Source organism: Rhodopseudomonas sp. P1 (genome assembly GCF_039642825.1).
GTDB classification, from domain to species: domain Bacteria; phylum Pseudomonadota; class Alphaproteobacteria; order Rhizobiales; family Xanthobacteraceae; genus Rhodopseudomonas; species Rhodopseudomonas palustris_H.
In genome coordinates this window covers 4016078-4042006 of record NZ_CP088006.1, presented here as the reverse complement: position 1 = coordinate 4042006, position 25929 = coordinate 4016078, and the positions used below count along the sequence as shown (strand labels likewise).

Annotated in this window: 20 protein-coding genes; 7 read left to right on the top strand and 13 right to left on the bottom strand. The window is 65.5% G+C overall.

The features are described 5' to 3' along the window. Positions 1-70: 70 nt before the first annotated feature. From glgB to LRC39_RS18690, 3 genes are read right to left on the bottom strand one after another with little or no spacing between them, the layout of a single operon-like run. On the bottom strand, positions 71-2221 hold the full coding sequence (gene glgB, locus LRC39_RS18700; RefSeq protein WP_346295252.1) for a 1,4-alpha-glucan branching protein GlgB: 2151 nt from the start codon (positions 2219-2221) through the stop codon (positions 71-73). Next, positions 2218-5520, bottom strand: a complete 3303-nt coding sequence (gene treS / locus LRC39_RS18695; protein WP_346295251.1) for a maltose alpha-D-glucosyltransferase — start codon at positions 5518-5520, stop codon at positions 2218-2220. Before treS ends, glgB begins: the two co-directional genes overlap by 4 nt. Positions 5521-5531: 11 nt before the next feature. After that, complete coding sequence (locus LRC39_RS18690) at positions 5532-7487, bottom strand: alpha-1,4-glucan--maltose-1-phosphate maltosyltransferase (protein ID WP_346295250.1); 1956 nt, start codon at positions 7485-7487, stop codon at positions 5532-5534. A gap of 207 nt (positions 7488-7694) precedes the next feature. Here LRC39_RS18690 and malQ point away from each other — a divergent pair, with 207 nt between their 5' ends. After that, positions 7695-9653, top strand: coding sequence for a 4-alpha-glucanotransferase (malQ, locus tag LRC39_RS18685; protein ID WP_346295249.1), 1959 nt, complete (start codon positions 7695-7697; stop codon positions 9651-9653). Positions 9654-9657: 4 nt separating this feature from the next. Beyond that, complete coding sequence (locus LRC39_RS18680) at positions 9658-11466, top strand: glycoside hydrolase family 15 protein (RefSeq protein ID WP_346295248.1); 1809 nt, start codon at positions 9658-9660, stop codon at positions 11464-11466. On the opposite strand, the gene LRC39_RS18675 is transcribed toward LRC39_RS18680, so the two are convergent. From LRC39_RS18675 to LRC39_RS18640, 8 genes are all read right to left on the bottom strand, one after another. Further along, a complete protein-coding gene (locus LRC39_RS18675; protein ID WP_346295247.1) occupies positions 11463-12281 on the bottom strand; it encodes a Cof-type HAD-IIB family hydrolase in 819 nt (272 codons plus the stop codon). The two genes, LRC39_RS18680 and LRC39_RS18675, sit on opposite strands and share 4 nt — an antisense overlap. Positions 12282-12406: 125 nt before the next feature. Continuing rightward, on the bottom strand, positions 12407-12955 hold the full coding sequence (locus tag LRC39_RS18670; RefSeq protein ID WP_346295246.1) for a gluconokinase: 549 nt from the start codon (positions 12953-12955) through the stop codon (positions 12407-12409). Next, positions 12939-13679 carry a 6-phosphogluconolactonase gene (gene pgl, locus LRC39_RS18665; protein ID WP_346295245.1) on the bottom strand — a complete coding sequence of 247 codons (741 nt, stop codon included), beginning with the start codon at positions 13677-13679 and terminating at the stop codon, positions 12939-12941. The genes LRC39_RS18670 and pgl overlap by 17 nt, the downstream gene beginning before the upstream one ends. A 3-nt stretch (positions 13680-13682) precedes the next feature. Next, complete coding sequence (gene zwf, locus LRC39_RS18660) at positions 13683-15197, bottom strand: glucose-6-phosphate dehydrogenase (RefSeq protein WP_346295244.1); 1515 nt, start codon at positions 15195-15197, stop codon at positions 13683-13685. Further along, on the bottom strand, positions 15194-16234 hold the full coding sequence (gene gnd, locus LRC39_RS18655) for a phosphogluconate dehydrogenase (NAD(+)-dependent, decarboxylating) (RefSeq protein ID WP_164637642.1): 1041 nt from the start codon (positions 16232-16234) through the stop codon (positions 15194-15196). The genes zwf and gnd overlap by 4 nt, the downstream gene beginning before the upstream one ends. Before the next feature lie 173 nt (positions 16235-16407). Next, positions 16408-19260 (bottom strand): bifunctional transaldolase/phosoglucose isomerase, encoded by a 2853-nt coding sequence (locus tag LRC39_RS18650; RefSeq protein ID WP_346295243.1) that lies wholly within the window; start codon positions 19258-19260, stop codon positions 16408-16410. A gap of 215 nt (positions 19261-19475) precedes the next feature. Further along, positions 19476-20150: a hypothetical protein gene (locus LRC39_RS18645; RefSeq protein WP_346295242.1), complete on the bottom strand. Its 675-nt coding sequence runs from the start codon at positions 20148-20150 to the stop codon at positions 19476-19478. A 19-nt stretch (positions 20151-20169) separates the two neighbouring features. Then, positions 20170-20652 (bottom strand): winged helix-turn-helix transcriptional regulator, encoded by a 483-nt coding sequence (locus LRC39_RS18640; protein ID WP_346295241.1) that lies wholly within the window; start codon positions 20650-20652, stop codon positions 20170-20172. 97 nt (positions 20653-20749) lie between these two features. On the opposite strand from LRC39_RS18640, the gene LRC39_RS18635 reads away from it, so the two are divergent. Next, positions 20750-21523: an SDR family NAD(P)-dependent oxidoreductase gene (locus LRC39_RS18635; RefSeq protein WP_346295240.1), complete on the top strand. Its 774-nt coding sequence runs from the start codon at positions 20750-20752 to the stop codon at positions 21521-21523. Between the two features lie 9 nt (positions 21524-21532). Here the strand turns inward: LRC39_RS18635 and pip are convergent, their stop codons facing one another. Beyond that, complete coding sequence (gene pip, locus LRC39_RS18630; protein WP_346295239.1) at positions 21533-22522, bottom strand: prolyl aminopeptidase; 990 nt, start codon at positions 22520-22522, stop codon at positions 21533-21535. A 136-nt stretch (positions 22523-22658) separates the two neighbouring features. On the opposite strand from pip, the gene LRC39_RS18625 reads away from it, so the two are divergent. The 4 genes from LRC39_RS18625 to LRC39_RS18610 all read left to right on the top strand — a co-directional run bounded on the left by LRC39_RS18625 (position 22659) and on the right by LRC39_RS18610 (position 25131). After that, complete coding sequence (locus LRC39_RS18625; protein ID WP_107345387.1) at positions 22659-22916, top strand: DUF6894 family protein; 258 nt, start codon at positions 22659-22661, stop codon at positions 22914-22916. Positions 22917-22987: 71 nt separating this feature from the next. Further along, positions 22988-24385 carry an amidase family protein gene (locus tag LRC39_RS18620; RefSeq protein ID WP_346295238.1) on the top strand — a complete coding sequence of 466 codons (1398 nt, stop codon included), beginning with the start codon at positions 22988-22990 and terminating at the stop codon, positions 24383-24385. Positions 24386-24403: 18 nt separating this feature from the next. Then, complete coding sequence (locus tag LRC39_RS18615) at positions 24404-24880, top strand: glutathione peroxidase (RefSeq protein ID WP_346295237.1); 477 nt, start codon at positions 24404-24406, stop codon at positions 24878-24880. Further along, complete coding sequence (locus LRC39_RS18610) at positions 24877-25131, top strand: DUF3297 family protein (RefSeq protein ID WP_012497047.1); 255 nt, start codon at positions 24877-24879, stop codon at positions 25129-25131. The genes LRC39_RS18615 and LRC39_RS18610 overlap by 4 nt, the downstream gene beginning before the upstream one ends. On the opposite strand, the gene LRC39_RS18605 is transcribed toward LRC39_RS18610, so the two are convergent. After that, positions 25074-25568, bottom strand: coding sequence for a hypothetical protein (locus LRC39_RS18605; RefSeq protein ID WP_346295236.1), 495 nt, complete (start codon positions 25566-25568; stop codon positions 25074-25076). The genes LRC39_RS18610 and LRC39_RS18605 overlap by 58 nt on opposite strands. Positions 25569-25929: the final 361 nt, after the last annotated feature.

Here is a 25929-nt window from a genome sequence, read left to right as displayed (position 1 = left end):
TTCACGAGACGGATACTCGCCGATCGTTGCCGGACCGCGCGCGAGCTTGGCTCTGCACGCGGCACAGGCGTCAATCCTCCGGCGTCAGGAAGATCGCGGCCAGCGGCGGAATTGTCAGGCTGAGCTCCGGCACCAGACCTTCGAGGGTGCGGACCTCGCCGCCATTGCCGACATTGCTGCCGCCGTAGCCGGCCGCATCCGAGTTGAACACCTCGCGCCAGCGACCGGGGAACGGCACCCGCACGCGATAGTCCTGGTAGACGTTCGGAGAGAAGTTGACGATCACCAGGCAGCGGGAGCGGGTATCGTTGCCCTTGCGCATCCAGGCGAACACGTTGCGGTTGGCATCTTCGGTGATCAGCCATTCGAAGCCGAACGGATCGCAGTCGAGCTGATGAAGCGCCGGCAGCGACCGGTACAGCTTGTTGAGGTCGCGCAGCAGCGCCTGGATGCCGGCATATTTCGGGTATTCGAGCAGGTGCCAGTCGAGCGAGCGATCGTGGCTCCATTCGCGTTCCTGGCCGAACTCGCTGCCCATGAACAGCAGCTTCTTGCCGGGATGGCCGAACATGAAGGCGTAATACGCGCGCAAGTTTGCAAAGCGCTGCCACTCGTCGCCCGGCATCCGGCCGAGGATCGAGCGTTTGCCGTGCACCACTTCGTCGTGTGACAGCGGCAGAATGAAATTCTCCGAGAAGGCGTAATGCAAGCCGAACAGGATCTGGCCGTGGTGATATTTGCGGTGGATCGGATCCTTGCTGATGTAGTTCAGCGTGTCGTGCATCCACCCCATGTTCCACTTGTAGCCGAAGCCAAGTCCGCCGAATTCGACCGGGCGTGACACCTGCGGCCAGGCGGTGGACTCTTCGGCAGCGGTGGTGGCGTGCGGGAAATTGGCGAACACCTGGCTGTTGAAGCGGCGGATGAAATCGATCGCCTCGATATTCTCGCGGCCACCGAATTTGTTCGGGATCCAGCCGCCGGCGGGGCGGCTGTAATCGAGATACAGCATCGACGCCACGGCATCGACGCGGAGGCCGTCGATCCCGTAACGCTCCAGCCAGAACAGTGCGTTGGCGGTGAGGAAATTGACGACTTCGGTGCGGCCGTAATTGTAGATCAGCGTGCCCCAATCGAGGTGTCGGCCCTGCATCGGGTTGGCATGCTCGTACAGCGCGGTGCCGTCGAAATTGCCGAGGCCGTGCGGATCGTCCGGGAAGTGGCCCGGCACCCAGTCGAGGATCACGCCGATGCCGGCGGCATGGCAGGCGTCGACCAGCGCGCAGAAGTCTTCCGGCGAGCCGAACCGTGAGGTCGGGGCATAGAGGCCAGTGGGCTGATAGCCCCACGAGCCATCGAACGGATGCTCGCTGACGGGGAGGAATTCGACGTGAGTGAAGCCCATGTCGCGAACGTAGGCCGGCAGCTGCTCGGCGAGTTCACGGTAGGTCAGCCACTGATCGCCGTCCTTGCGGCGCCACGAGCCGAGATGCACCTCGTAGATCGACATTGGCGCCGACAGCGCGTTGATGTTCTCCGGGGCCGGCCGCGGCTTCGGCAGCTGGGTGGCATCAACCACGATCGAAGCGGTCTTCGGCCGAATCTCGGCGGCGAAGGCGAGGGGATCGGACTTCTGCGGCAGCTGCTCACCATGCGGGCCGGAGAGGTCGAACTTGTAGTGATCGCCGGCGCGGGCGCCGGGGATGAACAGCTCCCAATAGCCGTTGCCGCGCACCCGCATCTGGTGGCGGAGCGGATTCCAGTAGTTGAAGTCTCCGACCACGCTGACGCGGCGCGCATTCGGGGCCAGCACCACGAAGCCGACGCCGGCGACGCCTTCCAGCTCCATCGGATGGGCGCCGAGTTTGTCGTACAGTCGCTGGTCGGTGCCTTCACCGAGCAGGTAAAGATCGAAGTCGGTCAGGATCGGCGGGAAGCGGTAGGGGTCCTGCAGCTCGATCGTCGCGTCGCCGAACCGGGCGCGCAACGTGTAGCGCGGCGAACCGCCGGGCAGCTTGCCGGTGAACAGTCCGGCCGGATGCGCCTGTTCGAGCGTCGCGGATTCGCCGTTGTCGCCGACAACGTCCACCGCCGCCGCGTCGGGCAACAGCACGCGTACCACGGTGCCGCCATCCTCCGGGTGTGCGCCGAGATAGCGAAACGGGTCGGCGTGACGGCCTTCGAGAACTGCGTAGGCTTCGTCGCTCAGTTGCACGGTCATGGAAGCTCCTCGGGAGGCGGCGACAGGATGCGCAGGAGGCCGGCAAGCGGCACGCGCACCCAGTCGGGACGATGTGCGATCTCGTAGTCGATCTCGTACAGCGCCTTTTCAATCAGGAAGAAGTCGAGCACGCGGTCCGCGGCTGCGGTATCCGCCGGCCACACCGGGCTGTCGCCCATGGTTCGGCGATAGCCATCGAGGAATGCAGCGGTGGCCCGAACCCGCCATAGATCCAGGGCTTCGGTGAGCCGGCCGGACTCTTCGGATGCGGCCTTCAGCGCGCGATCGAGCGCCGCAGTGGTCGAATAGTCGATCGAGCGCACCAGGCCGGCGACGTCGCGCGCGGCTGGCGCCTTGGCGCGGCGCTCGGCCATGGTCCGGCGCGGTTCGCCTTCGAAGTCGATGATGTAGATGTCGTCCTTGACGATCAGCATCTGACCCAGATGAAAGTCACCGTGATGGCGAATGTTGAGCCCGCCATCGTCGCCAAGCAAGCCATGGATGCGCGACATCAGCGTCTCGCGGGCTGCCAGCAGTTCATCGACCAGCGGCCGGTCGGCTTCTTTCAGCGCGTCCCGACGCCGGCGGAGTTCATCGAGCACGCGCTCGGCGGACGCCGCCACGGTCTCGGCCCAGCCGCGCGAGGCTTCGGCGTTGATCGGCTCCGGTGCGAAGTCGGCTACTTCCGGATGGCTGGCGAGCGCGATGTGCATCTCCGCCACCCGCTGGCCGGTCCGCTCCATGAAGTGCAGATACGGCGTGAGCTGATCGCCCTCGGCCTTTTCTTCGCTTCGGACGAGCACCCGCTGCTCGTCGATGTAGCGATCGAGATAGGCGGAGGTGACGGTCCAGCCGTCGCCCTGATTGCGGGCGAATTCGTGCACCACCGCCACCGCGCTGGTCTTGTCGCCTTCGATCAGCTCGACGCTGCCGAGCAGGGCGGGAGTGTTGGTGTAGCCGGCGACTTCAGTGAGGAAGCGCCCCATCTCCAACTCCGGATTGATGCCGGTCTGCAGGCGCCGATACAGCTTGACCACGTAGTCACCGTCGACCAGCGCGGTCGAATTCGACTGCTCGGTCTCCACGGCACGGATGTTCTGGAACGGGCCGGCCGGCCGCTCCGCCAGCTTGGAGCCGGGCCGGAATTCCAGCCGGTCGCCATTGTCGCCGGTCACGGTGAGGGAGGCGCGGACGTTCTCCAGCAGGAGAGCGATGAACGACGGATCGGCCGCGACATCGAGCAGGGTGCCCTCGCGGGCGCCCTGACGGACCGCGGCGTAGGCCCGCGGATTGTAGCGCTCGCGGTCGAACCGCACCCAGTCGATCTGCATCGGCAACAGATAGCGCGAGGTGGCGCCGCGCAGCGTCGCCTCGAAGAAGGCGAGCCATGGCCGGTTGTCGCCGTCATTGGCGAACGGGATCGCCGAGGTGAGCCGCGGATGGATCGCGCGCGGATTGCGCTCCGGGAACCAGCGGGTGCGGGACAGGAAGGTCGGCAGCACCTCGTGCTCGAACATCGAGCGGGTGCGGCCGAGCGTCATCCAGGTCGAGCCGAGCGGCACCACCAGGGTCACGAATTCCGGCACGGCCGACACCGGCGCGACGTGCGGCGCGGTGCCGGGCTCCTGGAGCTTGAACCAATAGAAGCCGAACGGCGCCAGCGTGATCATGTAGGGCAGCTCGCCGATCGGCGGGAATTTGGTGCGACCGAGCATTTCCTGCGGCACGCGCTCCTTCCACGGCGACAGATCGAGCTCGGTCGCCTGCGCGGCGCGCGACAGGTTGGCGACGCAGAGAATGACTTCGTCCTCGTACTGCCGGACATAGGCCAGCACCGCGCGGTTGCTCGGGCGGATGAACGTCATGCTGCCGCGGCCGAAGGCCAGCGTCGACTTGCGCACCGCGATCAGGCGTTTCATCGCGCTCAGCAGCGACGACAGGCTGCGCTGTTGCGCTTCGACATTGACCGAGGCGTAACCGTACACCGGGTCCATGATCGGCGGCGCATACAGCCGCGCCGGATCGGCGCGCGAGAAGCCGCCGTTGCGGTCGGGCGACCACTGCATCGGGGTGCGGACGCCGTTGCGGTCGCCGAGATAGATGTTGTCGCCCATCCCGATCTCGTCGCCGTAATAGATGATCGGCGTGCCGGGGAACGACAGCAGCAGCGAGTTCATCAGCTCGATCTTGCGACGGTCATTGTCCATCAGCGGCGCGAGGCGGCGGCGGATGCCGACGTTGATCCGCGCCCGCGGATCGGCCGCATAGGTCTTCCAGAGATAGTCGCGCTCCACGTCGGTGACCATTTCGAGCGTCAGCTCGTCGTGGTTGCGCAAGAACATCGCCCACTGGCAGTTCGCCGGAATCTCCGGCGTCTGCCGCATGATGTCGGTAATCGGAAAGCGGTCTTCCTGCGCGATCGCCATGTAGATCCGCGGCATCAGCGGGAAGTGGTAGGCCATGTGGCACTCGTCGCTGTCGCCGAAATACTGCTGGACGTCCTCCGGCCACTGGTTGGCCTCGGCGAGCAGCAGCTTGCCCTTGGCATAGGCGTCGAGTTCGGCGCGCAGCTGCTTGATGACCGCGTGGGTCTCGGGAAGGTTCTCGTTGTTGGTGCCGTCGCGCTCGCACAGATACGGAATGGCGTCGAGCCGGAAGCCATCGACGCCGGTGTCGAGCCAGCGCTTCATCACCTTGACGACGGCGCCGACCACGCGCGGATTGTCGAAGTTGAGGTCCGGCTGATGCGAGAAGAACCGGTGCCAGTAATACTGGCCGGCTTCCGGATCCCAAGTCCAGTTCGACTTCTCGGTGTCGGTGAAGATGATCCGGGTCCCAAGATATTTCTGGTCGGTGTCGCTCCAGACGTACCAGTCGCGCGCGCTGGAATTCTTCGGGCTGCGCCGGGCCCGCTTGAACCAGGCGTGCTGGTCCGAGGTGTGGTTGATGACCAGCTCGGTGATGACGCGCAGATTGCGCTTCTTGGCTTCGACGATGAAGCGGCGGAAGTCCTTCATCGTGCCGAAGTCGGGATTGATCGAGCCGTAGTCGGCAATGTCGTAGCCGTCGTCGCGCTGCGGCGACGGATAGAACGGCAGCAGCCACAGCGTGTTGACGCCAAGCTCCTGCAGATAGTCGAGCTTTTCGGTGAGGCCGGCGAAGTCGCCGATACCGTCATTGTTGCTGTCGGCGAACGCCTTGACGTGCAACTGATAGATGATGGCGTCCTTGTACCAGAGCTCGTCGGAAGTTTCCGCGTCAGATCCGTCGATCGTCGTGATCGGTGTCATTTCATTCATGGCTTCCGCACTCACGCCAGGCAACGGAACAGCAGCGCCGGGTCCCGATGCGGATCCATCCGCAGGTTGATCCCGCCCCAATCGAGCGCGTGGCGTTCTCCCGTCAGCAGATTCTCCACCGCCGCGACCGGCCGGCGCTCACCGGCGACCTCGATCTGCACGTCGCCGAGCGGCAGCCAGAATTCATGGTAGTCGCTGCTGAGCGCGATCGCGACCGCGACCGCATTGGTGCCGTCGACCGAGGTTTTGACGAAGCCGGTCACATTCGAGTCCTGCACGTCGAGGAAGCGGAGATTGCTGGTCTGCTGCAGTGCCGGATTGGCGCTGCGGATGCGGTTGATGTCGCGAATGTAGGGCTTGATGTTGCCCGGCTTGTCCCAATCGCGCACCTTGATCTCGTATTTCTCGGAATCGAGATACTCCTCCTTGCCAGGGATAGGTTCGTGCTCGAGCAGTTCGAAGCCGTTGTAGATGCCATAGGTCGATGACAACGTTGCGGCGAGAACGAGGCGCGACTTGAACATCCACGGCTCACCACCCTGCAGATGGAAAGGCAGGATGTCCGGCGTGTTGGTGAAGAAGTTCGGCCGATAAAAGTCGCGCTCCGGATAGTCGGTGAGTTCGCGCAAATATTGCTCGATCTCCCATTTCTGAGTGCGCCAGGTGAAGTAAGTGTAGGACTGCGTGAAGCCCAGCTTGGCCAGTCCTTTCATCAGCTTCGGCCGCGTGAAGGCTTCGGCCAGGAAGATGACATCAGGGTGACGAAGCTGCACCTCGCGGATCAGCCATTCCCAGAACCGCAGCGGCTTGGTGTGGGGATTGTCGACCCGGAAGATCTTCACGCCATGATCGGCCCAGAACAGGATCACGTCGCGCAGCGCATTCCACAGCGAGCCGGCGTCTTCGCAGGAGAAATCCGGGTTGACGATGTCCTCGTATTTCTTCGGCGGATTCTCGGCGTATTTCATCGAGCCGTCCGGCCGGCGTTTGAACCAGTCCGGATGCTGCTTCAGCCACGGATGATCCGGCGAGCACTGCACGGCGATGTCGAGTGCGACTTCGATGCCGACCACCTCGCAGGCGTCGACGAAGGCACGGAAGTCCGCCAGCGTGCCGAGCTCCGGATGCACCGCGTCGTGGCCGCCTTCCTCGGCGCCGATCGCATACGGGCTGCCGGGATCACCGGGCTCGGCGTTCAGCGCGTTGTTGCGGCCCTTGCGGTTGGTATGGCCGATCGGATGGATCGGGGTGAAGTACACCACGTCGAAGCCCATCGCGGCGACGTCCGGGAGTCGCGCGATGCAGTCGCGGAAGGTGCCGTGGCGGCCGGGCTCGGTGCTCTGGCTGCGTGGCACCATCTCGTACCACGCGCCGTAGCGGGCGCGCGGCCGGTCGATCATCAGCGGCAGCGGTTCGGTGCGAGTGAGGTCGTGCCGCGCCTGGCTGCTGGCCATGGCGTCGCGCAATTCCGGCGACAGCAGCGGCGTGATATCGCCGTTCCGTAGATATTCTTCGCAGCGCTGCTGGATCAGCCGCAGCACCTCAGGATCGTCGGTCTGCGCTTTGGTGAGCAGGCCCGCGCCTTCTAGGGCGTCGAGCGACAGATCTTGGCCGGCCTTCAGCTTGAGTTCGGCGCCGTGTCGCCAGGTCGCAAACTCGTCGGTCCAGGCTTCGATCGCATAAACGTGACGGCCGAGCTGCTGCGGCGTGAACGTCGCCGACCAGCGGTCATCGACGGCGTGCACCATCGGCACCCGCTGCCATGTGCTGTCCTGCTCACGCCGCCAGAGCAACGCCGCGGCAATGACTTCGTGGCCGTCGCGGTAGATGTCGGCCCACACCTCGATCGGCTCGCCGACAATGCGTTTCACCGGGAATCGTCCGCCGTCGATCAGCGGATAGATGTCTTCGATGTGAAAGGCGCCGCGAGTGGCGGCGGTTTGAAGAGCTTGTGTCGACTTGTTCACAATAGCCCACGATCGATTGAGTAAGGTGATGCCCACGATCTAGGACGCACGTCCCATAGTGAACCGGGCGGTTCTCGATTACAAAGCTTCCAGGACGCGCTGGTTCCAATGGAACTCACCCTACGCAATCGCGTTCGATATGACTATCCTGTCGGCGGACAGGCGGATTCGCGGCGCACCCCGCGCGGCGTGTAGACAGCGTGCCTTATGGATTTATTCACCAAAGCTGCCGAGCTGGGCATCCAGACCGAATTTTATGACGGTCAGGGCCGCCGCCACGTCACGCCGCCAGAAGCCCTGGGGCTGATCATCGACGCGATCCCGGAGGCGGCAGAGCGGCGATTGCTCGATCGGATCGTGGTGATCCGGCAGGGCGAGCAGAACCGTTCCGAGCTGGGGGCGGGCGCGGCCCTCCCGGTGCGCTGGGTGATCACGGCCGAGGCGGCGACGCTGGCCGAAGGCACCGCCGAAGATCGATCCATCGCATGGCCGCAAGATCTGCCGAGCGGCAGCTATCGGGTGCGGCTGACGGACGCATCCGGCCACGCCGAAGAGGTGCCGCTTTTGGTCGCGCCTCAGCATGCGTTTGGCGGCGCCTTCGGTCGTTCCTGGCTGGTCGCCGTGCAGCTCTACAGCCTGCGATCGGCACGCAACTGGGGCATCGGCGACTTCACAGATCTGGCCAACCTGATCGAACTTGCTGCCAGCCTCGGGGCCGGCGGCATCGGCCTCAATCCGCTGCATGCGCTGTTCGACGATCGGCCCGGCGATTGCAGCCCGTATTCGCCGAACAGCCGGCTGTTTCTCAATCCGCTGTATGTCGACGTCGAAAGTCTGCCGGAGTTTTCCGGAAACGATCGGCCGGTCGATGCCCAGACGCTGGGGTCGCTGCGCGATGGCGAACTGATCGACTACGCCGCGGTGGCGGCGGTGAAGTGGCGCGGGCTGCGCGCCGCCTACGAGACGTTTCGTACCTCAGCGACGGCCGCCAGGCGCGCCGCGTTCGAGGCGTTTCGCCGCGAGCGCGCGCCGCTGCTGACGCGGTTCGCGTGCTTCGAAGTGCTGCGGCACAAATTCGGCCACCCGTGGTGGGAATGGCCGGAGGAGTGGCGACAGCCGGATGATACGCGCTGCGAACAGTTGCGCGCCGGCCCTGACGGTCCAGAGGTCGAGTTCTTCGAATTCGCGCAGTGGTGCGCCGACGATCAGTTGCGCGGCTGCCGCGATCTCGCGGCCGCCCGCGGCATGAACGTCGGTCTTTATCTCGACGTCGCGGTCGGTGTGCAGAGCGACGGCTTCGATGCCTGGAACGAGCCGGCCGCGATCTCGCGGCTGCTGTCGGTCGGCGCGCCGCCCGATCCGCTCAACACCGCGGGCCAGAATTGGGGCCTTGCCGGGTTCAATGCGCCAGGGCTTGAGCTGACCGGCTTCGCGCCGTTCCGCGACATGCTGCGCGCCTCGATGCGCTACGCCGGCGCGATCCGGCTCGATCACGTGCTCGGGCTCAACCGGCTGTATCTGGTCCCGCACGGCTTTGCGGCCAATCAGGGCGTCTATGTGCGGATGCCGCTCGAGGCCCTGCTGGCGGTCACTGCGCAGGAAAGCGTCGCGCATCGCTGCGTGGTGATCGGCGAAGATCTCGGCACGGTGCCGGACGGCTTCCGCGACCGGCTGGCGGCGTGGGGGATCTGGTCGTATCGCGTGATGATGTTCGAGCGCGACTTCCACCAGGGCTGGTTCTTCGGGCTCGATCACTATCTGCCGAACGCGTTGGTCACCTTCAACACCCACGACCTCGCCACCTATTCGGGATGGCGCGCCTCGACGGATCTGCATCTGAAGCGTTCGATCGGGGTCGATCCCGGCGAGAGCGACGACAGCCGCCGCCACGCGCTGGCGATGCTCGGCGATGTGCTCCGCAATCAGGGGATCGAGCAGGACGATATCTACGCTGTGCTGACGTTCCTGGCGCGCACGCCGTCGCGCCTATTGGCGATCGCGCTGGAAGATCTGCTCGGCGTGCTCGACCAGCCGAACGTGCCGGGCACGGTGTCGGAACATCCGAACTGGCGGCGGCGACTGCCGAAGACGATCGAGGACATCTCCGCCGTGATCAACCGCCAAGCGCTGCTCGCGGCGACCGCCGACCGCCGCACCGCGGGGTGACGTCTTGCCGAACCCGATTGAAGACTACGCGCTGATCGGCGATTGCGAGACCGCGGCGCTGGTCGGCCGCGACGGCTCGATCGACTGGCTGTGCTGGCCGTCGTTCGATTCCGAAGCCTGTTTCGCCGCGCTGCTCGGTACTGAAGACAATGGTCGCTGGCGGATCGCCCCTGCGGGTGAGATCGTGCGTTGCAGCCGGCGCTATCGCGGCGACAGCCTGATCCTGGAGACGACGTTCGAAACCGCGACCGGCAGCATCACGCTGATCGATTTCATGCCGCCGCGCGGCTCGGCCTCCGACGTCGTCCGACTGGTGCGCGGCGATCGCGGCCGGGTCAAAGTGGCGATGCAGCTGGTGATCCGGTTCGGCTACGGCGCGGCGATCCCGTGGGTGCGGCGCGGCGATGACGGCGCGGTGTTGGCGGTCGGCGGTCCCGACATGCTGGTGTTGCGGACGCCGGTGGCGACGCACGGCCAGGATATGACCACGGTCGCCGAATTCGATGTCGGCGAGGGCGATCAGATCCCGTTCGTGATGACTTACGGGCCGTCGCATCTGCCGGTGCCAGACTCGATCGATCCGATCGCGGCCCTGAAGGACACCGAGGAGTTCTGGGCCGAATGGTCCAGCCGCTGCACCTATCAGGGCGACCATCGCGATCTGGTGATGCGGTCGCTGATCACCCTGAAGGCACTGACCTTCGCGCCATCGGGCGGCATCGTCGCGGCGCCGACTACGTCGCTCCCTGAGCAGCTCGGCGGCTCGCGCAACTGGGACTACCGGTTCTGCTGGCTGCGCGACGCGACCTTCACGCTGTTCGCGCTGATGAACAATGGCTACACCGAAGAAGCCGCGGCTTGGCACGACTGGCTGCTGCGCGCGGTCGCGGGCGATCCGGCCGGCATGCAGATCATGTACGGCATCTACGGCGAACGCCGGCTGCTGGAATGGCAGGCGGATTGGCTGGCCGGTTATCAGGGCGCCCAGCCGGTGCGGATCGGCAACGCCGCCCACGCGCAGCTGCAGCTCGACGTCTATGGCGAACTGATCGACGCCTTCCATCAATGGCGCAACGCCGACCTCGCGCTCGACGGCGAGTCCTGGGCTCTGGAATGCAAGGTGCTGCAGCATCTCGCCAAGATCTGGGACCAACCCGACAGCGGCATCTGGGAGCTGCGCGGACCGCGCCAGCATTACGTCTCCTCCAAAGTGATGACGTGGGTGGCGTTTGATCGCGGCATCAAGAGCGCGGAGAAGTTCGGCCTCAAGGCGCCGGTCGCCGAGTGGCGCGCCTTACGCGAGAGGATTCACGCCGACGTCTGTGCCAACGGCTTCGATGCCGAGCAGAACGCCTTCGTCGAGCATTACGGCGCCAAGGTGCTGGATGCTTCGGTGCTGCTGATCCCGGCGGTCGGTTTCCTGCCGCCGGATGATCCAAGGGTGCTGGGCACGCTGGAGGCGATCGAGCGCCATCTGATGAGCGACGGCTACGTGATGCGTCACGATCCGCGCGCCAGCAAGGATCCGAGCGTGCCGGTAGAGGGCGCGTTCCTCGCCTGCAGCCTGTGGCTCGCCGACGCCTATGTGCTGGCCGGGCAGATCGATCGGGCGAAGGCGCTATTCGATCGTGTCGCCGGCATCGCCAATGATCTCGGCCTGCTCGCCGAGGAATACGACACGGTCGAAAAGCGTCAGACCGGCAACTTCCCGCAGGCGCTGACCCACATCGCGCTGATCAACACCGCCAACAACTTATCTGCCGCCAAGGCCGCCACCGAGAAGCCGGCGGTGCAGCGGTCGAAGCAGAATTAGTCGCCCAGACGCGAATTGCGCTCCAGGATGAAGTCGATCGCGGCGGCGAAGCCGTCGTCGTCGTTACGGCCGGTGACGTGCGCGGCCTGCTGCTTGATCTCGTCGGCAGCGTTGCCCATGGCGATCGACAGACCGCTGACGCCGAACATCGGCAGGTCGTTCTGCATGTCGCCGAGCGTGGCGATGGCGTCTGTCGGGATGCCGAGCCGCTCAGCCATCGCGGCGACGAACGTTCCCTTGCTGCGGCCCGGCGGGGTGACGTCGAGATAGTAATCCTGCGATCGCACCGCCAGCGCGCGGTCGCGGAGCGCGGCCTGCAGCTCCGGCTCGCAGCGCTTGAGCAGTGCGAAGTCGGCGCTGACGCCGACGATCTTGCAGGCCTTGCCGGCGAACGACGTCAGGTCCGCCTCTATGGTCGGCGAAAACCGAATGGTGCGCTCCTCATGGGCGACGTACTTGCCGTCGTCGCGGCGGATGTACCAATTGTCGTTGGTGAACAGCCAGATGTCGATGCCGCTGCGCTCGAACAGCTCGATGCTGGTCGTCACCGCGCTGTCGGGGATCAGATGCTGTTCGAGCACGTCGAGCGTCGGCGTGACGATTGAGCTGCCGTTGAACGGACCGAGCGGCAGCGTGATGCCGAGCGGATCGCTGTACATCCGCATCCCGACCGGCGGCCGGCTCGAGGTGAGGGTGAAGCCGACGCCGCTGGCTTCCAGTCTTGCCACCGCATCACGGGCACGATCGGTGAGCCGCTTGTCGGTGGTGACCAGAGTGCCATCGACGTCGGAGATTACGAGCTGGATGCGGGTCATGGGTTTCCCTATCTAGGCCGTCATTGCGAGCGAAGCGAAGCAATCCAGCGGCTCCGTGGACTGGACTCTGGATTGCTTCGTCGCTCCGCTCCTCGCAATGACGACTTCAACTGCTGAGCATCGAATTAATCGCGGATCGACATCGGAAGCTGACCGACGATGTCGTCGACGATTGCTTCAACGGGCGCGTCGATCGAGGCGATGATGGGGCGCTCGTCCGGGCCGGGGCGCTCCAGCGTCGCGAATTGGCTGTCGAGCAGGCCGGCCGGCATGAAGTGGTTCTTGCGGGCCGCCATACGGGAGCCGATCAGCTCGCGGCTGCCGTCGAGAAACACGATGCGAATGTCGTCGCGGCCATGCAGCAGCACGTCGCGATACGCGCGCTTCAGTGCCGAGCAGCCGAACACGATGGAGCCTCCGTCCGCAATGACGCGGTCGATCTCGGCAGCGATCGCCTTGAGCCAGGGCCAGCGATCGTCATCGCTGAGCGGATGGCCGGCGCTCATCTTGGCGACGTTGCTTGCAGGGTGATAGGCGTCGGCGTCTTCGTAGCGCCAGCCGAGGCGCTGAGCGAGCGCTTCGCCGATCGTGCTCTTACCGGACCCGGAGACGCCCATCACGATTAGCGCACGCGGCTGCGGCTCGGAAGTGATCGGCTCAGGCGACACCGGCATTCTCCGGCAGCGCATCCTGAGTCACCAGCCACACCGTCTCGCCGTGCGAGCGGGCACGAGCGGACGGCAGATCCTCGCCGGCGAATACGCGGGTAAGGATGTCCCGCTTGGCAGCGCCGTGCACCAGGAACAGCATCTCGGCGCAGGAGGCGAGCGCCGGCAGAGTGAGGGTGACGCGCGGCACCAGCGGCTCGACCGGGGCCGTGTCCACACCCGCGACCCAGCGGTCCTGGATTGCGAGCTGCGGTCGCCCCGGAAACAGCGACGCGGTGTGACCGTCCGGCCCAACGCCGCCGAGCACCAGATCGAACAGCGGCCGGTCGGGTGCGAGGGCATCGCTGCCGTAGAACGACTTCAGCTCGGCCTCGTAGCGGAGGGCAGCCTCGTCCGGTGTGGCCGCATCGGTGGGGATCGCGTGAACGGTTTGCGGCGGTGCGCGGCCGTCCAGAAACGCGCGCTTGGCCGCGCCGATATTGCTGAGCGGATCGCTCTCCGGCACGAACCGTTCGTCGCTGATGAACCAGTGCACGCGTTGCCATGGGATCCGGTTCTCGAACTCGCCGGCGAGCAGCTCGAACATCTTCTGCGGCCCGGAGCCGCCGGTCATGCAGATCGCCGGACGCTCATGGTTCAGCTCGATCCGGGCGATCAGCCGCTGCGCGGCGAGGCGGGCCTGCGCATCGGGGTCGGCCGCGACCACGAGGTGATAATCGGTGCCGCGCATCGGCTAGCCCGGCTTGCGCCAGTTTCGGCCGTCGCGGGCCAGCAGCTCGTCGGCGTCTTCGGGGCCGTCGCTGCCGGCGCGATAGATCTGCAGGCCATGGGCGCCGGCGTTCTTCCAGGCATCGAGGAACGGCTGCACCACGCGCCATCCGGCTTCGACGCCATCGGCGCGCTGGAACAGGATGTTGTCGCCGATCATGCAGTCGTGCAGCAGCGTCTCGTAGCCGTTGCTCGGCGCCACCTTGAAGTAGTCCTTGTAGCGGAACGTCATCTCGACGCCGTCGATGGCGATCACCGGGCCGGGCACTTTGGTGTTGAACTGCAGCGAGATGCCTTCGACCGGCTCGATCCCGATCACCAAGTAGTTCTGCGACAATTCCTGCACCGGCGTGCAGCGGAACATCGAGAACGGCGCTTCCTTGAATTTGATCGCGACCTCGGTGCGCTTGCCCGACAGCGCCTTGCCGGTGCGCAGATAGAATGGCACGCCGGCCCAGCGCCAGTTATCGATCGACAGCTTCAGTGCCGCGAACGTCTCGGTGGTGCTGTCGGTCGCGACATCCTTGGCGCTGCGATAGTCCGGGATATCGGTGTCGCCGATCCTGCCCGAGGTGTATTGGCCGCGCACCGAATTGCGCAGCGCTTCCTGTTCGGTCTGGATCTGGATCGCCGCGAGCACGTCGGCCTTGGCGGAGCGAACCGCGTGGGCGTTGAAATGCGCCGGCGGCTCCATCGCCACCAGCGACAGCAGCTGAAACAGATGGTTCGGCACCATGTCACGCAGCGCGCCGGTCTTATCGTAGAAGCTGCCACGGTGGCCGACGCCGAGCTTTTCCTCGACCGTGATCTGGATGTGGTCGATGTGCTCCCGGTTCCAGATCGGCTCGAACATGCCATTGGAGAACCGCAGCACCAGAATGTTCTGCACCGTCTCTTTGCCGAGATAGTGATCGATCCGGTACAGTTCGTGTTCAGAGATGATGCTGAGCAGATGATCGTTCAGCGCCTTAGCCGAGGCGAGGTCGGTGCCGAACGGCTTCTCCACCACCAGCCGGCGCCAGGCGCCGCTGGTTTCTTCGAGCAATCCGGCGCGGCCGAGTTCGGTTGCAATCGGAGCGAACGCATCCGGCGGGGTGGCGAGATAGAACAGCCGGTTGCCGCCGGTGTTGCGGTTAGCTTCGAGCTTCTCCAGCCGCTCGCGCAACTGATCGAATGATTGCGGCTCGCTGGGATCGGCGCTGACCGCGGTGACGCAGTAGAGCAGCTGATCGGCGACTTTGTCGTCGACCGGGCGGGTGGCGTATTTGCGCAGGCCCTGCATCAGGCTGTCGCGCAGACCGTCGCTTGACATCTCCTTGCGGGTGACGCCGACGACGCAGAATTTTTCGGGTAGCAGCTTGGCTTCGGCGAGATTGTATAGCGCCGGAATCACCAGCCGATGGGTGAGGTCGCCGGTGACGCCGAAGATGACGAATGCGCAGCCCTCGGGGACCTGGTTGCTGTTGGCTTGCGTGGTCACGCGCGCTCCGATTTCGGTTTCAGTTTCTGCTGCGGCGCCGCCTGCTGCGCCGGCTCGGGATGCTGCTGCGGCTCCTTGTGGCCGCCAAAACCAGCTCGCATCGCCGAGAGAATTTTCTCCGCGAACGTATGTTCCCGGCGCGAACGGAAGCGCGCGAACAGCGCGGCGGTAAGGACCTCAGCCGGCACCGCTTCTTCGATCGCGGCATTGATGGTCCAGCGGCCTTCGCCGGAGTCCTCGACGAAGCCCGAGTAGTTGTCGAGCTGATCGTTCTTTGCGAGAGCCGTTGCTGTGAGGTCGAGCAGCCATGACGGGATCACGCTGCCGCGTCGCCACACTTCTGCGATGTCGGCGATGTCGAGATCGAAGCGGTGAGCGTCGGGCAGGACGTCGCTGTTGGCATTTTTGAGGATGTCGAAGCCCTCGGCATAGGCCTGCATCAGGCCGTATTCGATGCCGTTGTGGACCATCTTGACGAAGTGGCCGGCGCCGACCGGACCGGCGTGGAGATAGCCTTGCTCGACACGCGGATCGCGCTCCTCGCGGCCGGGCGTGCGCGGAATATCGCCGATCCCCGGCGCCAGCGTGGCGAAGATCGGATCGAGCCGGTCGACGACGGCTTTGTCGCCGCCGATCATCATGCAGTAGCCGCGTTCAAAGCCCCAGATGCCGCCGGAGGTGCCGACATCGACGTAATCGATGCTGGTCTCCTTCAGCGTCTTGGCGCGGCGGATATCGTCCTGCCAGAAGGTGTTGCCGCCATCGATGACGACGTCACCGGCGGCGAGCAGCTTGGCGAGCTGTTCGATGGTGGTCTCGGTGATATGGCCCGCCGGAAGCATCACCCACACGGCCCGCGGCGCGTCGAGCTTGCGCACCAGCTCCTCGAGCCCGCCGGCCCCGGTCGCGCCTTCGCGCGTCAGCGCTTCGACCGCTTGCGGGTCCCGGTCGTACACCACGGCATGATGGCCATCCTTCATCAGGCGCCGGACGATGTTTCCGCCCATCCGGCCGAGGCCGATCATGCCGATCTGCATGCGCAAGTCTCCGTGATTTCTTCTGGACTGTGCGCGGTGGCGCAGTCCCATTGTCGGTTAGTTACTCCTCGATCTCTCCGTCATTGCGAGGAGCGAAGCGACGAAGCAATCCAGATGCCTCGCTCGGAGCCTGGATTGATTCGCTTCGCTCGCAATGACAGCGAGATGTCGTCTCACTCCAGCGCTTGTTTGATCGCCGCGCCGAGCGACTTCAGCCCGGCGCCGAGATCGCCCTTGAGGTGAACCCGCAGGGCGCGGCGGCCGCGTTCGGTGAGAACGTCGAAATCCCCGCGCGCCTGCGCCGCTTTGATGACGCCGAAGCTGGCGGTCTGGCCCGGCACTGGCAGGTCGGCTGCATCGTCGGCGGTGATCTGCAGGAAGACGCCGCTGTCCGGTCCGCCCTTGTAGGCCTGCCCGGTCGAGTGCAGGAAGCGCGGGCCGAATTCCGCACAGGTCGCCACCCGCCGCTGGTCTCGGATGCGCAGCCGGATGTCTTGCAGCGCGTCGATATGCGCGGCGTTGCGCTCGATATAGGCGAGCAGGGCGAAATAGTCGCCGGCATTAACGCGCGACAGATGGGCCTTCAGCCAGGATGCGACCGTGCCGTCGGCACCCGCCTTGCGCAGCGCCGCGGCGTTGGCGGCGTCGGTGTAGAGATCGGTTTCGGCGGTCGACAGGGCAGGGGTCTCTGCCGGCAGCGCACCGGACTTCTCGAACGCCGCAGTGAGTTCGCGGGTCTTGATCTTGGCGCTCTCGACGTCGGGTTGATCGAACGGGTTGATACCGAGCACCGCACCCGCGACCGCGGTCGCCAGTTCGAAGCGGAAGAACTCCTGGCCGATCGACTCGGTCGATTTCAGCACGATCCGCACCACCGGATGGCCGGCCGCTTCCAGCGCCGCGAGCTTCGACTCATGGGCCGCATCAGTCTCGGCTTCGGTGCGCAGATCGATGAACAGCCGGTCGTTGCCATAGGCCGACGGCTCGGCCAGCGGCTCGCCGTCGATCGGGATCAGACCCTTGCCTTCCTTGCCGGTCGACTCGGCGATCAGCTGCTCGGCCCAGGCGCCGAAATCCGCGATCGCTTTCGACGACGTGATCGTCACCTTGTCGCGGCCTGCGAGCCCGGCGCAGCCCATCACCAGACCGAGCTGCACCGCAGGGTTCTGCTGCGGCGGCACGTCGGTGCCGCAGGAGCGAACCATCGCCAGCGTGGTGTCGAGCAGCTTTGCAAGGTCGAGGCCTGCGCCCGCAGCCGGCACCAGGCCGAACGGCGACAGCACCGAGTAGCGTCCGCCGATGGTCGGATCGCCATGGAAGATCTTGGCGAATTTCTGCTCGGTCGCGACCTTCTCCATCGACGAGCCGGGGTCGGTGACGGCGACGAAGTGGCGACCGGCCTGATCGGCGCCGATCGCTTCGGTGACGCGCGCGAAGAAGTAGGCCTTCATCACGTTCGGCTCGGTGGTGCCGCCGGACTTCGACGACACGATGAACAGCGTCGAGTCGAGCTTGACGCTGGCTTCGAGCGCGCGGACCTGCGCCGGATCGGTCGAGTCCAGCACGTGCAGCTTCGGGAAACCGTCCTGCCGCGGGAAGGTCTCGGCAATCACTTCGGGGCCGAGGCTGGATCCGCCCATGCCGAGCACCACCGCGTCGGTGAAGCCCTGGCTCTTCACCCATTTGGCGAAGTCCTGATATTCGGTGAGCTTGGTCTTGGCGACGGACGGCGCGTGCAGCCAGCCGAGCCACTTGGCTTCGTCGTGATCGGTCCACACGGCTTCATCACGCGCCCAGATCTTGCGGATCTTGCCGGCGCTGCGCCACGCTTCGGTCTGCTGCTTGACGCTGTTGCCGAGTTCGCCCGGCAGCGACAGCGTCTGCTTGCCGACGCGGCCGGCCAGCACGGTCTCGCGCTTGAACGCCACCGCGCCGAGCAGCTTGTCGAATGCATCGGCAAACAGCTGCACGCCCTCGGTGACCAGCTTGTCGGTGATCGCATCGAGCGACACGCCCGCACTCGCGAGGCCCTTGATCACCGCGCGGGCGTCGTCGATGTCTTTCTCCAGGCTGTCCTTCGGCTTGCCGTGATCGCGGAAAGCGTCGAGCGTCGCCGGCGGCACGGTATTGACGGTGTCCGGGCCGATCAGCTCTTCAATGTACAGCACATCGCTATAAGCTTTGTTCTTGGTGCCGGTGGAGGCCCACAGCAGCCGCTGCGGCTTGGCTCCGCAGGCTTCGAGCTTCGCCCAGCGGTCGCCGCTGAACAGCCGCTTGTAGTCCTGGTAAGCGAGCTTAGCGTTGGCGATCGCCACTTGGCCCTTCAGCTCTTCCAGACGTTCCTTTTCGGACGGATCGTTCGCCTTGGCGATCTTGTCGTCGAGCGCGGCATCGACCGCGCTGTCGATGCGGCTGATGAAGAAGCTGGCGACGCTGGCGACATGCGCCGGATCACCACCGGAGGCGATCAGCGCTTCGAGGCCGGCGATGTAGGCTTCGGCGACCTGGACATAGACCTTCTGCGAGAACAGCAGCGTGACGTTGACGCTGATGCCCTTGGAGACGAGCTGCTTGATGGCAGGCAGGCCCTCGCGGGTCGCCGGCACCTTGATCATCAGATTCTCGCGACCGACCGCGCGCCACAGCCGCTCGGCTTCCGCCAGCGTGCCCTTGGTGTCGAGCGCCAGATAGGGTGAGACTTCGAGGCTGACGAAGCCGTCGCGGTGCTCGAGCTTGTCGTAAACCGGACGCAGCACGTCGGCGGCATTCTGGATGTCTTCGACGGCGAGCGTCTCGTAGAGATCGCCGACCGAGCGGTCGCCCTTCTTCAGCGCCTCGCCGATCGCGCCGTCATATTCGTCGGTCGCACCGATCGCCTTTTCGAAGATCGAGGGATTGGATGTGACCCCTTTCACCCCGTCGGTCTCGATCAGTTTCTTCAGGTCGCCCTTGGCGATAAAGCCGCGGGCCAGGAAATCCAGCCAGATCGCCTGGCCGTGTTTTTCGAGCGCTTTGACGGGATTCATGGTGCCTTGTCTGCTGGTTCGGTGCGATGACGGCCTCGCTCGCATTTCCGTCCGGGGATCGAGGCTTGTCAACACGTCCTGACCGGCGCCTTGCACGCCGGCCGATTACCGCCCAATGCGAAGATGACGTCTGAACCGGCAAACGGTTCCCTGACGCCAACCTATCGCAGGGATGTGATGCCACGATTACAGGGCAAACCAGGCGAAATTCGCTCTTAGCGGTCGAGGTCGGCCTTCGCCAAATCCCACAGCAGCGCATACGTCCCAGCCGCAATCAGCTCTGCGCCGGCGGCGGCAATCGCGGCCTCGAACCGGCCGGTAAGCGCCGCCTGGACAGCCGCAGCACTGGTGCCGTCGATCAGCACGAACCAGTCGGACGCGCCCGGGCTGGTGACGCCGGGCGGATCGGTCAGCGGCCTCGACAGCGCCGGATCATTTTCGAGCAGGTGCATCGAAATGATGCCGTCGAGCGGCAACGGATCGAGCTTGGCCGATAGCCCGGTGCGCAAGGCGTCCTCCTGGCTCGCGACGGGCCGGATGCGGACGAGACCAAGCACTGCGCCGCGGCCCTGACCGCGGCTCAGCGTGATCCGCGCGACTCCCCGGATCATGTTCTTGAATTTGGCGATATTGCGTTTCGACCACTCGGTCTGATTGGCGAGCGCCGTTCGGTAGGCATCGCTACTCAGCACCTCGAAGCGCTCGGTCGAATACAGCCCGAGATATTTCGGCGCTGCTTGAAGCGCGACGTAGCGGCGCGCCTCGACGAAGCCATCGATCGCGACTCGCTCGGCGATGTGTTCGCGGTCGTACCAGCGATTGAAATCGGCCTCGTCCTCCGGCGCGATGTCCATCGAGGTCAGCAGCATGCCTTGTCCGGCAATCGGCATCAGATAGTCCCTTGAGTTGCTATTGGGCGAGCTTGCGCCGCTTGCCCGGCTTGACGGCGTCGCGCGGCTTCAACGTGGTCTGGTGGGGCGCGAGCAGACGTCCGTCCTCGGCGTGAAGCTCGAGCTTCTTGACCGGCCTGCCGTGCTCGACGTCGACAAGGATGGTCGCGATCTCGGCGGGATGGGCGTCGAATTCTTCGCTCCATTGCCGCAGCGCGACCAGCACCGGGAACACGCCGCGGCCTTTCGGGGTGAGCACATATTCGTGATATGCGCTGCCGTCCGATGCCGGCGCCAGCTCCAGGATGCCGTGCTCGACCAGCGCGCGTAGCCGCACCGACAGGATGTTCTTGGCGAGGCCGAGCCGCGCCTGGAATTCGTTGAATCGCCGCACGCCGAACAGCGCCTCGCGAATGATCAGCAGCGACCACCAGTCGCCGATCGCGTCCAGCGCGCGCGCCACCGGGCAGGCGTCGTTTTCGAAGCTGGTTCGCTTCACCATGATGAGGTCGTCCCGATCACGCTGTTGTGTGGTTGCATTATAAAACTAACTGGCGTAGATGCCAATCAGTTTAAACATGCAACCAGATGAGGCGGGCATGAGACTGAGCGGCAAGACGGCCTTGATCACCGGCGGCAACAGCGGCATCGGTCTTGCGACCGCCAAGCTGTTCGTGGCCGAAGGCGCACGCGTGACGATCACCGGCCGTGATCGGGCGAGGCTGGATGCGGCCGCGCGCGAGCTCGGCGCGCAGGCGCTCGCGGTCGAGGCCGACGTCACCGACATCGCCGCGATCGAGAACGCGGTCGCCCGTGCGGCGGAGCGGTTCGGCAAGCTCGATATCGTGTTCGCGAATGCGGGTATCCCCGGCGCGACGCCGCTCGGCGGCACTTCGCTGGCGGCGTTCGAGCAGGTGATCCGCACCAATCTGACGGCGGTGTTCTTCACCGTGCAGGCGGCGCTGCCGTATCTGAACGACGGTGCCTCGATCATTCTCAACGGTTCAGTGATCTCGGTGCTCGGCAATCCGGGCTTTGCGGCCTACGCGGCGAGCAAGGCCGGGCTGCGCGGAATGGCGCGGGTGATGGCTTCCGAACTGTCGCCGCGCAACATCCGCGTCAACATGGTGGCGCCGGGCGGGGCGCGGACACCGATCTGGAAGGACGCCGCGCCGACCGATCAGGCGATGGCTGTGCTCGAACAGCGGATCGCGGCGGCGACGCCGCTCGGCCGGATCGCCGAGCCGGAGCACATCGCCAAGACCGTGCTGTTTCTCGCCTCCGACGATGCCGCCCACATCCAGAGCGCCGAAATATTCGTCGATGGCGGCGCCACCGGATCGCCCGCGGGCGTGCCGGCGTTTCGCGGCTGACGCGCGACCTCAGCCGGCGATCTTGGCTGCGACGTCGGTGGTTCCGGCGATCACCGCGTCGCGGATGCCGGGGTCGTAGAGCAGGTGGCCGGCGGCATCGATGGTGCGCAGCTGGGCCTCCGCCCATCGTGCTGCAAGGCGCTGCGCGGTGGAGGGCGGGCACAAGAGGTCGTAGCGGCCCTGCACGATCACGCCTGGAATGCCGGCGAGCTTCGGTGCATCGCGCAGCAACTGGTCCGGCTCCAGGAAACAATCATGGGCGAAGTAGTGCGCTTCCATGAACGGCGTCATCGGCAGCGGCCCGTTGCCTGTCAGTGCGGCGCGGTCGAGCCGCGTTCGCCGCGGCGAAATGGTCGAGAGAATGCCTTCGGTCTCTCCCCAGGCGCGCGCCGCGGGCGCATGCACGGCGGGATCGGGATCGAGGATCCGGCGCCAATAGGCGCCCAGCGGATCGGCGCGCTCGGTGTCCGGAAGCACGCTCAGAAAGTCGTCATTGAGCGCCGGATAGAACCGCGGCAGCGTTGACAAAAACGCGGTTTCGAGCTCCGCGCGCGTGCCCAGAAACGTCGCGCGCAGCACCAAACCGGTGACGCGCTCTGGATGCGTCTCGGCATAGGCCAGCGCCAACGTGGCGCCCCACGAGCCGCCGACCACCAGCCAGCGTTCGAAGCCGTAATGGCGGCGGATCGCCTCCATGTCGGCGATCAGATGCGGCAGCGTGTTGGCGTCGCGCCCGCCTTTGGGGCGGCTGCGGCCGGCGCCGCGCTGATCGAACAGCACGGCATGAAAGCGCTGCGGATCGAACAGCCGGCGATGATCGACCTGGCAGCCGCTGCCGGGGCCGCCGTGCAGATACACCGCGGGGATGCCGTCGGCGCGGCCGTTGCTTTCGACATAGAGGTCGTGGCCGTCGCCGACCGCGAGCATCTGCGAGGACAGCGGCGCGTCAGCGCCGGCGCGCTGGCTGGACGGAGCTTCGGCTTCCGGATCGAGCGGCATCCGAACCTGTTAGCGCGAAACCGCGCGGTTTGCGAGCACCGCACAGCGCAGCGCGCGAAGGGCAGGGCTGCGCCACAAGGGTTGCGGATCGGCGTCGTGATGGCCACCTGTCAGAGGTGTTCAATCGGGAGCCGGAATGCCGCGATATTTCTTCAACACCCGGATCGGCGAGGAACTGATTCCGGATCCGGAGGGCGAGGAGCTGCGCGACGCCGACCACGCCTGGGAAGTGGCGCGTGCCACGATCCGCGAAATCGTCAAGACCGAGAGCGCGCAGCTCGACCTGATCCGCGCCAGCCTCGAAGTCACCGACGAGGAGGGCGACGTGCTGCTCGAATTTCCCTTCAGCGAGGCGATGCTCGATCTGCCGGAGTCGCCTCGGAACAGGCATTGAGCGGCTGCTGAATTGGCGGTGGCGCGCCTGATCCTGCCACGCTATCACATCTGTCTCGTAACGGAGTGATCATGCAGGACATCTGGCGCCTTCCCGCGACTGAACTGGCCGATCTCGTCCGCAGCCGCCGCGTCTCGGCGCGCGAAGTGGCCGAGGCCGCGCTGCACCGGCTCGATGCCGTCAATCCTGCGATCAACGCGGTGGTCGATCACAAGGCAGAAGACGCGCTGGCGCAGGCCGATGCGGTCGATGCCGCGCTCGCCAAAGGCGAGGCGCTAGGTGTGCTCGCCGGTGTGCCGGTGACCGTGAAGGTCAATGTCGATCAGCAGGGCTTTGCCACCACCAATGGCGTGGCGCTGCAGCGCGACTGGATCGCCAAGACCAACAATCCGGTCGTCGATAATCTGCGCAAGGCCGGGGCGGTGATCATCGGCCGCACCAACACGCCGGCGTTCTCCTATCGCTGGTTCACCTCCAACAAGCTGCACGGCGAGACGCTGAACCCGCGCGATTCCTCGATCACGCCCGGCGGCTCCTCCGGCGGCGCCGCCGCTGCGGTTGCAGCCGGGATCGGCGCGATCGCCCACGGCACCGACATCGCCGGTTCGGTGCGCTATCCGGCCTATGCCTGCGGCGTGCACGGACTGCGGCCGACGATCGGCCGCGTCGCGGCTTACAACGCCTCGTCGCCGGAGCGACCGATCTGCCCGCAGATCAGCGCTGTGTCGGGCCCGCTGGCGCGGACGATCGCTGATGTGCGGCTCGGGCTGCAGGCGCTGGCGCAGCCGGACGCGCGCGATCCATGGTGGGTGCCGGCGCCGCTCGAAGGCCCGCCGCGCGACAAGCGCGCCGCGCTGTGCATCGCGCCGGACGATCTTGCGGTGGTGCCGGAAGTCCGCGATGCGTTGAAAGACGCCGCGCGTCGGCTCGAAGCCGCCGGCTGGATCGTTGAGGAGATCGCCAGCACGCCGCCGCTGCGCGAGGCCGCGGAGCTGCAGGCGCAGTTTTGGCTCGGCGACGGTTATCAGGCGATGCTGGAAGCGGCCGAACGCGAAGGCGACGAAGGCGCGCTGGCGTGTCTGTACGGCAACCGCGACAAGGCGATCGGCGATCTCGCCAGCTACTCGAAGCTACTCACCCGCCGCGCCACGCTGACGCGCGACTGGCAGACCTTCTTCGAGACCTATGCGGTGCTGCTGATGCCGGTGTGCGGCGAACTGCCGTTCCCGCAGCGACTCGATTTGAAGGACGAGGAATCGTTCAAGCGGGTGTGGGCGGCGCAGATGCCGCAGGTCGGCTTGCCGTTCATGGGCCTTCCCGGCCTCACCGTGTCGACCGGGATGGTCGGCCGCGTGCCGGTCGGCGTGCAGGTGGTGTCGGGACGCTATCGCGAGGATCTCTGCCTGCTCGCGGGCGAAGCGATCGAGGCCGGCGGCGTGCCGCCGTCGCCGATCGATCCGATGGCTTGAGACGGAAGCGAGGGGACAATGGCGTCGATCTATGATTTCACCGCCAAATCGCTGGCAGGCAAAGACGTCGCGCTGAAAGACTTCGAAGGAAAGGTGCTGCTGATCGTCAACACCGCCAGCGCCTGCGGCTTTACTCCGCAATATAAGGGCCTCGAAGCGCTGCAGCAGAAATACGCCGCGCGCGGCTTTTCCGTGCTCGGCTTTCCGTGCAATCAGTTCGGCGCCCAGGAGCCCGGCAACGAAGCCCAGATCGCGCAGTTCTGCTCGACCAATTACGGTGTCAGCTTCCCGATGTTCGCCAAGATCGACGTCAATGGCGCCGGCGCGCATCCGCTGTACAAGTTCCTGAAGGACGAAAAGGGCGGCTTGCTCGGCTCGGCGATCAAATGGAATTTCACCAAGTTCCTGGTCGATCGGTCCGGGCGCGTGGTATCGCGGCATGCGCCGACCACCACGCCGGAGGCGCTTTCGAAAGAGATCGAGACCTTGCTATGACCGACACTCAGAACATTGAACTGCCCGATCGTCTGTCGATCGAGCCTTCCAGCCCTTACTACAACGCCGATCTGCTCGAGCTGGACGTCGGCGTCCGCTTCAAGGGGCAGGACAAGACCAACGTGATCGAATACTGCGTCAGCGAGGGCTGGATCCGCGTTGCCGCTGGCACTGCCAAGGATCGCTTCGGCAATCAGCTTGCGATCAAGGTCCACGGCCCGGTCGAGCCGTATATCCGCCCGCGCAGCTGAGCTTCACGTCCCCGGCTGGTGCTTCGCGCGCGGCCGGGACTTTTCTCGCCATCTCGCAGCAATGCCGCCCGCTGGTGCGCTTCCGCGCCGGCGTGCGTTGGCGCGTCCGGTTTGTGCTTGGACGTTAACGATGAGTAGGCGCGGATGGTCTCGCGCGAGAACACCGCCGCACAGATGTTGCGCGCATCCGTGATGGCGGGCGGCAAGATCTGGTGTCGGCACAGCGCGAGCACCTGATTTGCGCTGATTCGTCGGTGCTTTGTTCCGCCCGCGTTCCAAAGCTTAAGATCGAGCACGGCGATTGTCGCATCCGGGGACAACGCCGGTGAGGATGCACGTTCGCGCTCGGTGACGATCTCTGCAACGTCGGCAAGCGACGTTCGCCGTGCACCGCTTGGCCGCGCGTTAACGAGTTTTGCCGCGATCAGCGCGACCACGTGACCACGCGCGTGCAGGTGTTGTGCTTCATCGTCTCGGAGTCGCCGAGATCTAGGGAGTGCGCGACTGCGAGAGCTGATGCGCAGTGATTCGGGCTGGCTTCGTTCTGGCCGCGTTCGAAACGTTAAGCCCGTGCAGGCGCGGTGTCGCATTCGGGGACATGCGATCCACCGCGATAGCTCACGCGTTGATGCGCACAGCAGCCACAAGGACGTCAGCGAAGGCAGAACGCACGGCGCGGGTATTAACCCATTCAGCCATGGGCGCGGCTTTGCGGGCCGGCTGCGTCAACAGGTGTTGTGTTGCGAACGCGCCAGCTCGCACGAGATCTGGTGCGGAGTTCGTGTCGCGAGCTGATTC